The sequence below is a fragment of the Kitasatospora sp. NPDC059803 genome (assembly GCF_042732255.1).
In the GTDB taxonomy this organism is placed as follows: domain Bacteria; phylum Actinomycetota; class Actinomycetes; order Streptomycetales; family Streptomycetaceae; genus Kitasatospora.
In genome coordinates, this window is record NZ_JBHWIJ010000063.1 from 6,685 (window position 1) to 20,930 (window position 14,246).

Below are 14,246 nucleotides of genomic sequence, written 5' to 3' on the forward strand. Positions count from 1 at the left end.
GCCCCCCCCGCGGCTCGGGCCCGACCACCGCGCGGTGGGGCGGGGGCGGGGGCCGGGCCCGGCGCCCCGCGGGGTCTCCCGTCAGGGAACCCCGGGGCGGCAGCTGGCCGTCTTCCAGGGCATGGCCGACGGGCTGACCGACAGTCAGATCGGCAGAGCGATCGGGCGCACCGCCCGCGCGGTCGCCGCCTGCGCGCAGCACTTCCTGCAACGTCACCAGCTGAAGACCCGCCCGCAGGCGGTGCGCCTGTTTCACGCCGCCCGGCTCCTGGACGACACCCACCCCTGCCCCTGTCTGAGTGAACCCGGAACCACATCATGACCGATTCAGGATTCCGTCCCGACAGCATCCGGGGCCTTGCCTGTCCGGAGTGCGGCGTCAGCGTGAGCGTCACCCTGTTCCAGCAGCAGGTCCTGTACCAGCTGGCCTGGGGCGTGCCGACCGCCCAGATCGGCCGGCTGGTGAGTGACGGCAGTGTCCCCAGGCCCGAGGACCAGGAGCGGGGAGCGGCGGCGATCCGTACGGTCCTGCGCCTGCTGAAGGCGAAGGGGCGTGTCCAAGCGGTCGACACCGCCTGCCGGAGTGCGCTCATCGTCCCGCCCACCGGGCTCCGGCCGCCGTCGGACGGGATCCCGGAGGACCTCCTGCGGGTCGCCGAACTGCTGGCGATCGGCATGACCCGGAAGGAGATCGCCGCGCACCTCGACATCAGCATCGGTGCCGTGAAAACGCGGTTCGACCGCCTGTACGACATGCTCGGCGTCACGACCGGGGACCACGCCGTCTTCTCGCTCCACGCCATCGGCATCCTCCCGGCGCACCACCCCTGCCTCTGCAACGGGGATCGATGAACCGTCACCCGGCAACGCCACCCGGCCCACCGCTTACCCGACGTCGGCTCGGTCTCGGTTTGGTGCGGGTCACCGCTCAGCTGGCCATGGCCAGCTCCGTGCGTGCCCGCTGCAGCAGGTCCCGAACCGCCGGCTCCTTCGGCCAGCGCCGCAACTCCGTCGTGTAGTCCCGCACGTAGTCCCGTGCCCGCGTCGACTGCACCCGCGCGAGGATGTCGATCGCCCGGTGCCCCATCGCGACGCCTTCCGCGAGGTTGCCGCCCTGCAGGTGCACCGTCCCGAGCACCGTGAGGCGCAGCCCGACCGAGCGGGCGAACGAGTCCTTGGGCATCGTGTCGGCGTGCCGGTTCCACGTGAACGCCGCCTTCGGGTTGCCGAGGTCCCGCCATACTTCGACCGCGTCCGATGCGAGCCGGGTGTGGCTCATATAGCTGATCCACTCCGGATCGTCGCCGGGGCGTGTGCGGTCGAGGAGCGTCTCCGCCTCCGACAGGGCGCGCGATGCCGCCCGCGGGTCCCGTGACCGGCCGTGTGCCCGGGCCTCGACCATTTTCGCGAACGCCAGCACCCGCGGGCTCGCTGACCCTTTCGCGCGCTCGTAGCCGCCCTGGACCATGTCGATGGCCTCGCTCGGGTAGCCGCGCAGCATGGCCTGCAGCGCCATCGTGGACATCACGTGGCTGCCGACCTCGGTGTCGCCAGCCGCGCGGGCGAGTGCGAGGGCCTGGATGAAGTGCCGTTGTGCGGCGTCGTGCTGGCCCATGTCCAGTGCGGCCCAGCCGACGACCCGGGCGAGCTCGGCGGTCACGCAGTACAGCTCGGCGCCGATCTTCTCCGGGTAGGTGCCGACCAGCAGCGGGCTCGCGCGGTGCCGGAGGCAGTCCGCGACGCTGCTGGAGCGCCAGCTGCCGCCGCCGTACTTCGAGTCCCAGGAGCGGGCCTCGCTTGCGGCCTGCCACAGCTCCTCCAGGTCCGCGCGGCCGACCTGGAGGCTGCCGCGGTGCCCAGGCAGCGGCGCGGAGGGCTGGACCAGCCAGCGGGTGACCGGGGTGGTGTAGGCGGCGACGGCGAACGCGCCGCCGATGAAGTCGCGTCGGTGCACGGTGCTCCAGAAGTTCGCGGCGTTGCGCACGGCGTCGCCCGGGTTTCTGGGGAAATCCAACCCCATCGCGGCCGGGTCAGCGGGGAGGCTGGCCATGCCCATCTCCGTGAGGGTGACAGGCCGTCCGAGGCGTTCTCCCAGCGCAATGGCGATGAGCTCGGGGGCCGGGGCGTCGGGGATCATGCCCTTGTCCACCCAGTTGCCGACACTCGTATGGGTGTATGAGCGCGGCTGACCGCGCTGCGCGGAGAGCTCGTTCACCCGCTGCGCGAGGCCCTTGCGGCTGCGGCCGCTTGCGGCCAGGAGCGTGCCGAGACGGTGGTTCGGTTCGCGGGTCTTGCGTGGTGCCGGCGCCATGAGAGGTCTCCTGTCTGCCGGTGGCCGGGCTTCGAGGGTAGGCCCACAGGCAGCAACACCGGTACCGCTCCTGTGATTTGTGGGCCCCCTCTGTGTGCCTGCCGGGCACCACCCTTCCGGGAGTGTTCTGGAAGCCGGTCGGACCGCTCCTCGCGACAGGGCAGGGCGGCCGCCCCCCGGAATGGAGGCGCGCATGCGCCAGCTGCTCGTCACCGGCGGCGCCGGTTTCATCGGATCCCACTTCGTCAAGCGGATGCTCGCCGCCGACGACGTCGAGCGGATCACCGTCCTCGACGCCCTCACCTACGCGGGCAACCTGGACAACCTGGGTCCGGCGCTCGACTCGCCGAAGCTCACGTTCGTCCACGGCAACATCCTCGACACCACGCTCGTCACCGACCTGATGGCCCGGCACACCGCGGTCGTGCACTTCGCCGCCGAGTCCCACGTCGACCACAGCCTCGCCGACGCCGGGGCGTTCGCCGCGACGAACGTCCTGGGCACCCAGCGGCTCCTGGAGGCCGCGGCCAACGCCGAGGTGTCCAAGTTCGTCCACGTGTCCACCGACGAGGTCTACGGGCCGCTCTTGGACGGTGCCGCGACCGAGGACGCGCCGCTGCGCCCGACGGTCCCCTACGCCGCGAGCAAGGCCGCGTCGGACCTGGTCGCCCTCTCGTACGCGGTCACGTTCGGGCTGCCGGTGTGCGTCACCCGCTCCTCGAACAACTACGGGCCCGGCCAGCACCCGGAGAAGGTCATCCCCCGGTTCATCTCCGCCCTGATGCGGGGCGACAAGGTCACCCTTCACGGGCAGGGTCAGCACGTGCGGAACTGGGTGCACGTCGAGGACAACTGCGCCGGCATCGAGCTCGTGCTGCGCGACGGCATGCCCGGCGAGGCCTACAACCTCGGCCTCGGGACGGACCTGACGAACCGGGAGCTGACGGCGCTGCTGCTGCGCGCCTGCGACGCGGACTGGAGCCGCGTGGTGTACATCCCGGAACGGACCGCGAACGACCTGCGGTACGCGATGGACTGCGCCAAGGCCAAGCAGCTCGGCTACCGGCCGTACCGCTCTCTCGACGACGGCCTCGCCGAGACCGTCGCCTGGTACCAGCACCACCCGGACCGCTGGATCCCGCAGGCCCGCACCCCGCAGCCCCCGGTACCCGTCGTCCACATCACGGCCCCGAGCCCGGAGCATGACCGTGTCCGGTGACCAGTTGCCACAGAACGCGCTGCTCGTGCTCGGCGCATCGGAGGAGCACATCCCTCTCTACCAGGAGGCGGCACGCCGAGGAATCCCGACCATCGCCGTCGACATGCGCCCCGACGCCCCCGCGTTCCCCTTCGCCGACGCGGCCGTGAAGATCTCCACCCGGGACGCGGATGCCATCGCCGAAGCGCTGGGCGACACGCGGCCCGCCGGGATCGTGGCCGGGGCGAGCGACGCCGCGCTGCTCACCTGGCGTGTCCTGGGCCTGCGCTACGGCATGCCCTACGTGTACCCGCAGGCGGCCCTGGCGGGTCTCGACAAGGCCGCCTTCCACAGGGTCGTCGCGTCCTGCGATGTCGCCGGGTACGGGTGGGCCGCGTCCGACGACCTGGCCAAGATCGCCGCGAAGGCGGCCCAGCTGCGGTTCCCGCTCATGGTCAAGCCGGTGGACGGATCGGGCAGCAAGGGCATCACGCGCCTCACCCACCCGGACGGCCTCCCCGCCGCCATCGCCCGCGCGCGCGCCTACTCCGCCTCCCGGACCGTCCTCGCCGAGGAGTACGTCCACGGCCGCCAGCTGACCATCGACCTCTTCCTTCGCGACGGCACGCCGGTCATGACCTGCATCAAGGACCAACACCTCGTGGCCGGCAGGAGCGTCGTGCGGCGCATCAGCACCGCGCAACTCTCCCCGCAGGAGCACCGCCACCTTGAGGACATCGCCGTCCGGCTGTGCGCCGCGCTGGGCATCGTCAACGGGCCCGCGAACTTCGACCTCGTCCTCGGCGAGGACGGCCAGGGCCGCATCATCGAAGCCAACCCCCGCCTGAGCGGGGACAGCATCCCGCGCCTGCACCAGGCCGCCTACGGCGTCAACGTCGTCGGCGCACTCATCGCACTCGCGCTCGGCGAGCCGTTCGACGCCTACCTGAGGCCGACGCGCAACGCCCACGCCGGGGTGGAACTGCTCGGCTCCCCCCTCGACACGGAAGGCGAACTCGCCACCTGGGAGGGGGTCGCCGAAGCCCACGCCGTCCCCGGTGTCACCGGCATCGAGCTGTACGCCCAGCCCGGAGACCCCGTCCACCCGCACGACCAGTCCGGCCACAAGATCGGCATGATCACCGCCACCGGACCGTCGCCCGCAGAGGTGTCCGCGGCCCTGGACAAGGCCACCTCACTGCTCCGACCGATCATCCACCCGACCCGGGAGGCATCATGACCACCCCGCCGCGGCCCAACGCCGCACACAACGCCAGCCCGTACCTGTACGGAACGGAACTGGAGGCCGTGGGGCGCGTCCTGGCCGACGGCCAGTACGGGCACACCGCCGTCACCGAACAGTTCGAGCAGGACGTCGCCCAGTTCCTCGGCGTCCCGGACGCCGTGGCCACCGCCTCCGGCACCGCCGCCCTGCACTGCGCCCTGCTGGCCGCCGGCATCGGCGCGGGCGACGAGGTGATCGTGCCGTCCATGACGTTCTGCGCCACCATCCAGGCCATCCGCGTCGTCGACGCGATCCCCCGCTTCGTCGAGGTCAACCCCGACACCCTGTGCGTGGAGGCCGCTACGGTCATGGCCGCCGTCACCGACCGCACCCGCGCGGTGCTGCCGGTGCTGTACGGCGGCCGGGCCGTGGACCTCGGCGCGGCCCACGACACCCTCCACGAGCGCGGCATCGCCGTGATCGAGGACGCCGCACACGCCTTCGGCTCCCACCTCAACCACCGGCGCGTCGGCGCGACCGGAGCCCTGACCTGCTTCTCCTTCGGACCCATCAAGAACCTCACCTGCGGCCAGGGCGGCATGGTCATCCCGCGCACCCCCGCCGAGGCCGACTTCCTGCGCAGCGTGCGGATGCTCGGCGTCGTGCAGTCCCAGGCCGAACGCCAGGCCACCACCGGCTACAGCGTGGAGGCCTTCGGACTGCGCTACCAGATGTCCTCCATCAACGCCGCCATCGGCCTCGCGCAGCTGCCCCGCTTCACCGAGACGGAGAAGACCCGGCAGCGGCTGTGGACCGCCTACCGCGACGCGCTGCGCGGCATCCCGGAGGTGGAACTGGTGGACGTGGACGTGGCCCGCACGGTGCCGCACCTGTGCGTGGTCCGGGTGCCGCACCGCGAGGACGTGTTCCGGCTGATGAAGGCCCAGGGCATCGCGGTGGGCGTCCACTACCCGCCCAACCACCTCCAGCCGGCCTTCAAGCCCTGGCACCGGCCGCTGCCGGTCACCGAGAAGGTCAGCGAGGAGATCCTGAGCCTGCCGTTCCACCAGCACCTCACCGAAACCGACATCAACCGCGTGGCGAACTCCCTCGAACAGGCCCTCACATCGGCAGGAAAGCCCTGATGCCCAAGGCCTGCTGATCAGGCGCGGGCGGCGGACAGCAGCACGTCGACCAGTCGCTCGGCAGCATCGGGGCGGCCCATCCGCCGGGCCTGGTCGGCGATCTGTCCCCGCAGCCCGGCGTCGGCGAGAAGCGGCTCGATCGCGCCTTGCAGCACGGTGGCGTTGACCTCTCCGGTCAGCGCCACCGCTGCGCGTTGCCGCTGCAGGTGCATCGCGTTCTGGGCCTGCTCGTTGCCGGCCGACGTCGCGAGCGGCACGAGCACGGCGGCCTTGCCCAGGGCGGTGAGCTCGGCGATCGTGCCGGCGCCGCTGCGGGACAGGACGACGTCGGCCAGCGCCAGCACGTCGGGGAGCTCGGCGCCGACGTAGCCGGTCAGGTGGTAGCGGGCGGCCAGGTCCGGCCGCAGAGCGTGCACCGCCGCGCTGAGGGCGTCGACGTTCGCGGGCCCGCACTGATGGACGATGTTCGCCCGCGAGAGGAGCCACGGAAGGGTGTCCCGCACCAGTTCGTTGATCTGCTGCGAGCCCTGGGCGCCGCCGGTCACGTACACGGTCGGCAGCCCGGATGCGAAGGAGTGCAGGCCGAGCGCGTCGACCGCCTTCCGGGCGTGGCCGGCCAGCACCTCGGGCCGGACCGGGTTGCCCGTCACCACCGTGGTGCCGCGCACCGACTCCGGCAAGAGTTCGAGGGTGGCCTCTGAGGAGACCGCGAACCTGGTGGCCGCGCGCGCGAGCGACCGGTTCGCCAGCCCGAGCCGCACAGTCTGCTCGTGAACGACCAGCGGCCTGCGGCACATCTTCGCCGCCAGACCGACCGGCACCGCCACGTACCCGCCGGTGGCGAGGACGACGTCCGGCCTGAAATCGGCGACGATCGCGCGGGCCTGGGCTACGCCGAGCGGGACGCGGCTCATGTCGCGCACGTTCGCGGGCGACACGAGCTTGAGGGGGTTCGACGAGCGCCGGACCTTGCCCGTCGCGACCGCCCGAAAAGGAATACCCTCGCTGGCGGCGACGCGGTTCTCCAGGCCACCGTCGACGCCGACCCACAGCACCTCCAGCGCTCGGCCCGCCGCGGCAAGCCGAGCCTGGAGGGTCCGGACCGCGGTCAGAGCCGGGTACGTGTGACCGCCGGTGCCGCCTCCGGACACGATCAGCCGGAACGGCTCGCTGCTGTGCTGCGTCACGGGACGCTCCCTCTTGTTCGCGGACGTCGTCCGGTCCACGCTAGCGCCTGCCTGGAGAGCACAGTTGGACCGTCACACCTGAGGGGGAGACGCCCCGGTGCGCTTGCGCGGTTGCCGGTCCGGGCCGCCGAGGCCGGCGTGGCCAAGCCCACCCCCCCTGGTATACCGGGCGGCCGCAAATCGCATGGGCATCCACCCCAGGACCTCTTCTACTTCGACAACGAGGTCACCTTCGTAGCCGGAGCCCGGGCTGCCGGACTGCGCGTCGAACTGTTCACCACACCGCAGGCCTGTGCAGACCGCCTCGCCAGCCCGGACACCGGTCACCGCCCGGACAGCAGCTCAGACAAGGTCGACTTGGAGATGCCCAGCTCTGTTCGAACGGCCCGGGAACCATGAAGATCGACCAGCAGCTGAGCCGCGATGCCACGTTGCGTGCGTACGTCCCGAGCAACGGTCCGGCGCAGCAGCTCGGTAACGGTCGCGGCCGCCCGTGCCCCGGCCAAGGCCTGTGCGGTGCGGGCGGTGCCCGGCAGAGCCAGAGCAGCGACCAGCCGGCGAGCGTGCCGGGCGGCGAGCAGCGCTGGAGGAAGGCCGTCCTCGTGCACCTGCGGGAGCCGGTAGACGAGCTGGGCGGCTTCGAGTTCGCTGAGCTTGCTCAGCTCCCCGGCGCTGTCGATGTGCACGTACTGGCCGTCCTGGGTTACGAGCAGCTTGAAGCCGGCTGCGACGATGCGTTGCGCACCGGCGACATCGACGACCCGGGCCTGTTGCCAGATATGGTGCGGACCGGTGATGACCTGCGGGTGCTGGCCGGACGTGGCGCCGGCCAACCGCCAGTGGTCGTTCGCGGCAAGGAGGTCGGTGAAGGTGTCGCCAGCGGCGAGTCTCTCGTGGAGGGCTTCGGCGCCGATGGCGATCAGGCCGTTGTACGGTCGGTCAGGATCGATTCGTCCGAGGGACCAACCCCAGCGGCCAAGCTGCAAACAGGCGACGGGGGCTTGGTCGGCGGGTGTTCGTGCGAGTTGCTGAAGGTCAACGGTGGTGAGGGCGAAGCGCACGGGCCGGTCCTGTCATCGGTTCGGGTTCGGTGCGCCCCGAACTTAGACACGCCCGGTGCCTACGGTCGCGGCCCTCTGCTCGTGGTCGGCTGCGGTCGCCCACAGTTCCCGGGCGGGGCGGTTGGTCGCGTCCGTGCCGGCGGCTTCGGCGGCCGTGGCCGCTAACCCCCACAGAACTCGTGGGGCGTCGGTGGTCATGACGTGCAGCGTACGGGATGTCGGTGCTGACTCCGGGGCCTACCCGAGGAAGGGGTTGGGGCTGGCGGCGAGGCCGTCAGCGGTGAGGGTGTCAGCAAGGTGGGTGAGTTGGGGGTGGGTGGAGGCGACGGCGCGTAGGAGGTCGCGGACGCTGGGGGCGGGGTCGAGTCGGCGGCCGCGGCCGCTGGTGAGCAGGGGGCCGGCCTCGGCGCTGCTGTAGGAGGCGGCGGTGCGACGGTGGGGAAGGTAGTCCTCGACAGCCAGGGCGACCGGGGGCGGGAGTTCCTGGAACTCGGTGCCGCCGCCTTTGAGAGTGACGCGGGCAGTGGTGCGGTGTTGCTCGCGCACGATGTCGGTGAGGTCCAGGGCGACGACCTGGTGGGCGCGCAGGCCGCGGCCGAGGACGAGGTAGCCGAGCGCGCGGGCTCGGTGGGGCATGAGGCCGTCGTAGCGGTCCAGGGCGCTGACGTAGAGGGTGGACTCGGTGCGGGTAAGGGCGGGCCGGCCGGGGAGGTCCTCGACGGAGGGACGCAGGGTCTTGGGCGCGGGGTTGACGATGGTGGGGTCGGACGTCTGCGCGTGCTGGTAGTAGCCGCGTAGGGCGGAGACGAGGAAGGCGCGGGTGCGGTCGTTGTCGGTGCGGGCGGTCCAGTTCTTGACGTCGCGGCCGCGGGCGGTCCAGACCTTGGGGCCGATGTGTTCGATCCAGCGGGTGACCTCGCGCCCGTAGTTCTGGACGGCGCTGTCGCCGAGCGGCTTGGTGTTCAGCCAGTCGTCGAGAACGGAGTACGGGTCGAGGGTGCCGGTCATGTGCTTCAGGGTGTCACAGGCTGGATCGTGCGGGTTGGGTTACCGGGGGCAGGCGCTGGTGCAGGTGTTGTGGTCCCTGCGGTAGTGGTTGTCGAGCGTGAGGGTCGGCAGGTGGAGTTGGCTGGCGCGCAGGCCCATGTTCCGGTCGTTGGTGAGGACGTGGACGCGTGCGGCGGGGTTGAGGTGGTGGAGTTCGTCTGCGCACATGAGGATCTCCCAGTCGACGTCGATGACGTGGGCCGGGCCGGGCGGGGCGAGGCGGGTCTCGATCGTGACGCCTTCGCGGATCTGGACGGGCTCGCCGGGTGGTGCGGTGAGCAGAGCGGTGTCGAGGTATCTGATCGCGGCGTTGGCACGGCGCGCGAGGTCGCCTTGACCGTACTTCTGTCGGTCGAGTTCGCCGATGACTTCCTGGGGCACGATCAGGCGGATGGCGGACGCCTTCTTGCCGGTCGCGTGTCGTACGGCCTTGCGCCAGTCGATGGCGTCGGGGTGGTTGAAGTGGTTGAGCATGTTGGTGTCGTAGACCAGGGGCAAGCCGGGCCGTGCGGTGTAGGCCTTGAGTACGTCCAGGTCTTCGCGGGCCTTGGCCAGGGCGGGTATTTGGACGTTCAGTTCATTCAGGACGATCCATCGGAGCATCATTGGCTGGTCCCTGGCGGCCTGGAGAATGTTCCAGAAGGTGGTGGACTGCAGGGCGGCGGAGAGGTCGGGCACGGCGAAGGGCAGGAGCTTCTCCACCGCGAAGTTGATGCCGTACAGGTAAGCGGCGCGAGGGTCTTTGGAGTCGGTGATGGCGACGTCGCGGGCACTCTCAAGAATTTCGAGGGCGGAGTCGAGTCCCTGGTCGGCCTGCTGGATGGTGAAGGTCGGCTTCAAGCGCATGACCTGGATCCTGGCAGTCCTGGCGGGGCCAAGGCATCTGCCCTCTCACCCTCAACAGCGACTTTCTATAACAGCCCTACCGTCACCAACTACTCCGGCGAGCCTTCCGAACCGCCGTTTCCACGTGTACGCGAGGGGCCCACGCCCCGCCGGCAGAGTGGGTGGCTGAGGTCTTGGGCTGTTATAGAAAGTCGCCACGGGGTGGTCTTGAAGGCCGTGGGCCCTCAATGGACGGTGTTCGACGGGCGGCTCCCACCGCACACCCGCCGAACACCCACACCCTGAAGTACGACAGCGGCCCCCAAAGCGTTACACGCCCAACGCCCCGCCAGGTCAACGACACTTGACCACCCCCGAACGCGGATCCACCCCATCCACCACAGGACACGGCATGATGCCCGCTGTGCACGCCACCCCCGCCGAACCGGCCGCGGCCCACAGGCCCAGCACCGGCTACCGAATCGCCGTGAACGCGCTCGCCCTCGTCTCGCTCGGCTGGTGGATCATCTCGGTCCCCCACTTCGCCGCCGCGCTGCACCCCGAGTACGGCGCCGTCATGTGCTGGCCGGCCGCGCTCGCCTTCCCCTCGATGGCCTGGGTGCTCGCCGACTACACCCACCGCCTGCGCCATCACAGCCTCGGCCTGCGGATCCGCCACGGGCTCGTCGTCGCCCTGGTCGCCGTCTACGCCGTCGCCCTCAGCGCAATGACCTACCCCCTGGACAACCCCGGCCACGCCCCCTGGCCCCTCATCCTCTGGATGGGCGGGATGCACATGACGGTCGGCTACGTCGGCCCGCTGATGATCACCGCCGCCCACTACGACCGCCAGGAACGAAGCACGACCTGACGCCCTACTCAGCCGAGCTGGACCGCGAGCAGGCCCGCCTCCGCCTCTTCCTTCTGCAGCGTGGTCTTCCCGCGGTGGCTGACCTCGACCTGGTAGAACTTCGGGCCCTTCGGCACGTCCTGAACCGCCACCGGGAACATGCAGCCGTTCAGGCCCTTCGGGCTGCCGCTCCCCAACGCGCCGGTCGCCAACACCTTCCCGCTCTCGTCGTACACCGTCACCGAGGTGCCCATGGCGATGTCGTCGTACCCGCGCAGGCCGGCGCACCCGGATGAGGTGGTCCCCGAACTGGCACCGCTCTTGAGCGTCATGGAACCGGTGAGAGCGAACGTCCCGGTACCCGGCGAGCCGGCCGTCGACGCCGTGCCGGTCGAACCGCCGGACGACAGCCCCCACGTCAGGCCCACCACCCCGGCACCGGCCACGAAGCCCACCAGGCCGGCAGCGAACCACACCGGCACCCGAACGCTCGGCCCGGCCGCTTTCCCGGCAGCCGCAGGGGCCGGCTCGACAGCGGGTACGGGCGGCGTGGTGGTGATCTCATCCATGGCCGCGAGCATCCCAGCCCACAGAGCCCCGCGCGGGCGGCGGGACCAAATCGTGATCACATCCGGATCGCTGACCAGGCCGCGAGACCTGCACCCCAGGTTCAGGCTGCCAGCACCCGCCCCCGAGCCTGCGCGAAGCGCTGCGCCTCCACCCGGTGCACCAGGTACCGCCCGCCCTTGGGGCCCAGCCGCACCGGGAAGGGGCCGTCCGGCTTGCCGATCAGCCCGTAGACCGTGTTCGCCGGCACTCCGGTGGCCTCGGCCAGCTGCTGAATGCTGAACCACTCCGCCCCGTCCGCCACCACTCGCTGCGGTACCGGCACCGCCGCCGAAACCGCGCCCCGCTCCCGCTCCACCAACTCGGTCAGGAAGTCGCTCACCGACAGCCCGCGCTCCAGTGCCGTACTCAGCAGCCACTCCGCCAGCGACGGCGGCAGCTCGTGCGTCAGTTGCACCGGCGCGCCGGAACCGGCGCCATCGTCCAGGCCGTGACGGCGCAGCACCTCGTTCTTCGAGTCGAGGAGCTGGCGCAGCACCTCCAGGTGCTCGTCGGTGACGCTGTTCGCGGAGAGGGTGGTGAGAGCCATGGTCGTGTCCTTCGCCGTTGTGGTGCTGTACCTCCTTGTACGGCGGGGGTTCCAGAAGCGTTACACCAGGCGGCCCGGTCCGCTCGGGGGTTCGGGCCCGGGCCGTCCCTCTACGGTGCCGGTGGCGGCCGCCGACCGCGCGCGGGGCTACGCCGTGGCGGCGTCGGCCGGGCGGGTGGTGGTGAGCGGTTCGACGGTGTTGTCGCCCCTCACCCACCTCAGGGGTTGGCCTCTGTGGTTACGAGGTCGTGTGCCCGGCCGGGGCTAGGCTCCGTGTCCATGGACGCTTCTCTCTACCGCATCCGCCCGTTGCGCGCAGCCGATATCGATGCTGCTCTGGAGCTGATGCGGATGGCCAATCCTGCCTATGCCACGCAGGACTTGCGGGCGAGCCGGCATCTGCTGGAGGTCGCCTGCGCGCCGCCGGGTAGCGGGCTGCCGGACGACGCCTTGCGGGTCATGGCCGAGGAGATGGCCAGGAGCGCCGCCGGGATTTCCGTTGATGCAGACACCGTGCACGCCATGTTGAAGAAGAGGAACGCCTCGGGCGACCTGGTGGCGAACGGGCTGATCAGTAAGGTGGCGGAGGAGCTGTCGACCGGTTCCGTTGTCGGGGTGGCGAACGCCGGCGCTCCCGGTAAGTGGGCCCACTACGCCTTCACGCAGTTGCCCGAGCTGATGGGCCGCCAGTTGCGCGAGCGGGTGGTGGAGGTGAGTGACATCGCGGTGGTGCCTGCGGTGCGGCGGCGAGGAATCGGCCAGGAGCTGATGAACGCCGTCCTCGAAACGGACAGCGAGCGGGCGCAGCAGTGGCGAGTCGCGATCTGGTTCTTCCCTGAGACTGCGGGTGGCTTCCACCGTGCGATGGCCCCCGAGTGGCCGGCCGGTCAGCCGATCGCTTTCCTGGACTCCGTAGGCGGCTATGCCGCGTTCCGCAACATGACCGGAGATTTTCGCGCGTGCGTCGCACCGTTGCACCCGACCGTGGGCCTGGTCGTAGACCCTGACACTGGGCGGACTGCGATCGAGGGTGTTTTTGATCAGCCGTGGTCACCGGCGGCCACCGGCGGCCACGGGGCCGGGCCGTCGACCCGTGGTTCCAAAGCGGACAGGAAGCGGGAGAAGAAGCTGAGGGGCCGCGCTCGGGGGTAGGGGTTGGTGGTGGTGACGGCACGGGGCGCCGCCCATCCCCTCCTGAAGAACCCAATTCGGCCGAACGGTCGCTTCGGTCGCTGACGTCCCGACGCCGTAGCCCGCTCTGGTCTGTTCGCGGCGGGCGGCGTGCGGGATCTGACGCGCGCCCCGTACTGCCTGGCCGCCTCGTAGGCGGTCGGTCAGGGGTACCTGCGGTCGCCCGCGATCATCTCCGCGAGCACCAGGTCGCGGGAGATGTCGTCCCCGTCGGCGGGCCACCCGTACCGCCCGTACGTCAGGTGCCGGGCGAGGGCGTCAACGAGGTGTTCTCGTACGCGTGGGTCCGACCACCCCCACTCCATCGCGTCGGCCAGAAGGTCCACTGGCGGGAAGGCGAGCAGGTACCGCAGTGGCCGGTCGCTCCACTGGTGGTCGTTGTAGTGGGCGAGCGCGGTACGCATCGCGGCCACGGTTGCCGGCCGCGCGGGACGGTCTTCCTCCCACTCCCGCTCTGGCCGGTCCGTGGCGTCCAGGCCGTCGGTGACCGCTCGCGCCCCGCGCGGGCCGGTGACGATGCCGTCGCTGCCGTTGCGACCACGGGCGTACCACTCGTCCAGCGTGGCCGCGGTCCACAACGCGTCCACGGGTTCGCCCCGGCTGTGCCCCCGCCGCCCGCCTGCCGCCCACGCTGCCTCGTCCGGGGCCCATTTCTCGTGTGCCGACTGGCGCGTCATCCCGGCGACCCCGCCGATCTGGTCCCAGGTCGCGCCGCACTCGCGGCTGGCGATCACCGCGCGCGCGAGGAGGGTGGTGAGGAACGTGTCGCGGATCGTCATGACGTCGCGCAGGTAACAGGCCGGATCACTGCGGCGCTCCTCGTACACGGCGGGCACCAAGCCGCGTGCGAGCTCGGCGACGACGCGGGCGGACTCGGCGACGGCCACCACCGCCTCGTCGCGGGGTGACAGCCGGGGCTTCTCGGGCTTCACATCGGTCATGTCTCCTACACTACGCCCGCGGGGGGGGGGGTGTGTTGAGACCGTGCGGTAGAACAGGCTCTCTCTGGGGGGGGGGTGGCGAGCCGGGGGCGTCGCCCGCGCGCGGCGA

General features: G+C 71.0%; 15 protein-coding genes. 7 read left to right on the forward strand and 8 right to left on the reverse strand.

The window, feature by feature from the left end; all coding sequences use genetic code 11:
- The first annotated feature begins 121 nt into the window (after positions 1–121).
- Entirely contained in the window at positions 122–322 is a 201-nt protein-coding gene (locus ACFV6I_RS13405; RefSeq protein ID WP_380425122.1) for a hypothetical protein, read from the forward strand.
- Positions 323–384: 62 nt separating this feature from the next.
- Complete coding sequence (locus ACFV6I_RS13410) at positions 385–852, forward strand: LuxR C-terminal-related transcriptional regulator (RefSeq protein WP_063353081.1); 468 nt, start codon at positions 385–387, stop codon at positions 850–852.
- A 76-nt stretch (positions 853–928) separates the two neighbouring features.
- Here the strand turns inward: ACFV6I_RS13410 and ACFV6I_RS13415 are convergent, their stop codons facing one another.
- On the reverse strand, positions 929–2,311 hold the full coding sequence (locus ACFV6I_RS13415; RefSeq protein ID WP_063353080.1) for a hypothetical protein: 1,383 nt from the start codon (positions 2,309–2,311) through the stop codon (positions 929–931).
- A 193-nt stretch (positions 2,312–2,504) separates the two neighbouring features.
- Here ACFV6I_RS13415 and ACFV6I_RS13420 point away from each other — a divergent pair, with 193 nt between their 5' ends.
- Genes ACFV6I_RS13420 through ACFV6I_RS13430 form a run of 3 tightly spaced genes read left to right on the forward strand, consistent with a single transcriptional unit; the run spans position 2,505 to position 5,879 of the window.
- Entirely contained in the window at positions 2,505–3,530 is a 1,026-nt protein-coding gene (locus tag ACFV6I_RS13420) for a dTDP-glucose 4,6-dehydratase (RefSeq protein WP_063353079.1), read from the forward strand.
- Positions 3,514–4,749, forward strand: coding sequence for an ATP-grasp domain-containing protein (locus tag ACFV6I_RS13425; RefSeq protein WP_079136671.1), 1,236 nt, complete (start codon positions 3,514–3,516; stop codon positions 4,747–4,749). Before ACFV6I_RS13420 ends, ACFV6I_RS13425 begins: the two co-directional genes overlap by 17 nt.
- Positions 4,746–5,879, forward strand: coding sequence for a DegT/DnrJ/EryC1/StrS aminotransferase family protein (locus ACFV6I_RS13430; protein ID WP_063353078.1), 1,134 nt, complete (start codon positions 4,746–4,748; stop codon positions 5,877–5,879). The genes ACFV6I_RS13425 and ACFV6I_RS13430 overlap by 4 nt, the downstream gene beginning before the upstream one ends.
- Positions 5,880–5,896: 17 nt before the next feature.
- Here ACFV6I_RS13430 and ACFV6I_RS13435 read toward each other — a convergent pair whose 3' ends face one another.
- From ACFV6I_RS13435 to ACFV6I_RS13450, 4 genes are all read right to left on the reverse strand, one after another.
- Entirely contained in the window at positions 5,897–7,066 is a 1,170-nt protein-coding gene (locus ACFV6I_RS13435) for a glycosyltransferase (protein WP_063353077.1), read from the reverse strand.
- Between the two features lie 323 nt (positions 7,067–7,389).
- Positions 7,390–8,127, reverse strand: a complete 738-nt coding sequence (locus tag ACFV6I_RS13440) for a hypothetical protein (RefSeq protein WP_063353076.1) — start codon at positions 8,125–8,127, stop codon at positions 7,390–7,392.
- 237 nt (positions 8,128–8,364) lie between these two features.
- On the reverse strand, positions 8,365–9,135 hold the full coding sequence (locus tag ACFV6I_RS13445) for a hypothetical protein (RefSeq protein ID WP_063353075.1): 771 nt from the start codon (positions 9,133–9,135) through the stop codon (positions 8,365–8,367).
- A gap of 39 nt (positions 9,136–9,174) precedes the next feature.
- Positions 9,175–10,020, reverse strand: a complete 846-nt coding sequence (locus ACFV6I_RS13450) for a PIN domain-containing protein (RefSeq protein ID WP_063353074.1) — start codon at positions 10,018–10,020, stop codon at positions 9,175–9,177.
- A gap of 391 nt (positions 10,021–10,411) precedes the next feature.
- Between ACFV6I_RS13450 and ACFV6I_RS13455 the strand changes: the two genes are divergently transcribed.
- A complete protein-coding gene (locus ACFV6I_RS13455; protein ID WP_063353073.1) occupies positions 10,412–10,870 on the forward strand; it encodes a hypothetical protein in 459 nt (152 codons plus the stop codon).
- A gap of 8 nt (positions 10,871–10,878) precedes the next feature.
- Here ACFV6I_RS13455 and ACFV6I_RS13460 read toward each other — a convergent pair whose 3' ends face one another.
- Together ACFV6I_RS13460 and ACFV6I_RS13465 are read right to left on the reverse strand one after the other, a co-directional pair.
- A complete protein-coding gene (locus ACFV6I_RS13460) occupies positions 10,879–11,430 on the reverse strand; it encodes a hypothetical protein (protein WP_380425129.1) in 552 nt (183 codons plus the stop codon).
- A gap of 89 nt (positions 11,431–11,519) precedes the next feature.
- Positions 11,520–12,005 (reverse strand): AlpA family transcriptional regulator, encoded by a 486-nt coding sequence (locus ACFV6I_RS13465; RefSeq protein WP_063353072.1) that lies wholly within the window; start codon positions 12,003–12,005, stop codon positions 11,520–11,522.
- Positions 12,006–12,284: 279 nt separating this feature from the next.
- Here ACFV6I_RS13465 and ACFV6I_RS13470 point away from each other — a divergent pair, with 279 nt between their 5' ends.
- A complete protein-coding gene (locus tag ACFV6I_RS13470) occupies positions 12,285–13,157 on the forward strand; it encodes a GNAT family N-acetyltransferase (RefSeq protein ID WP_380425131.1) in 873 nt (290 codons plus the stop codon).
- A 182-nt stretch (positions 13,158–13,339) separates the two neighbouring features.
- Here the strand turns inward: ACFV6I_RS13470 and ACFV6I_RS13475 are convergent, their stop codons facing one another.
- Complete coding sequence (locus ACFV6I_RS13475) at positions 13,340–14,137, reverse strand: hypothetical protein (protein ID WP_063353071.1); 798 nt, start codon at positions 14,135–14,137, stop codon at positions 13,340–13,342.
- Positions 14,138–14,246 lie beyond the last annotated feature (109 nt).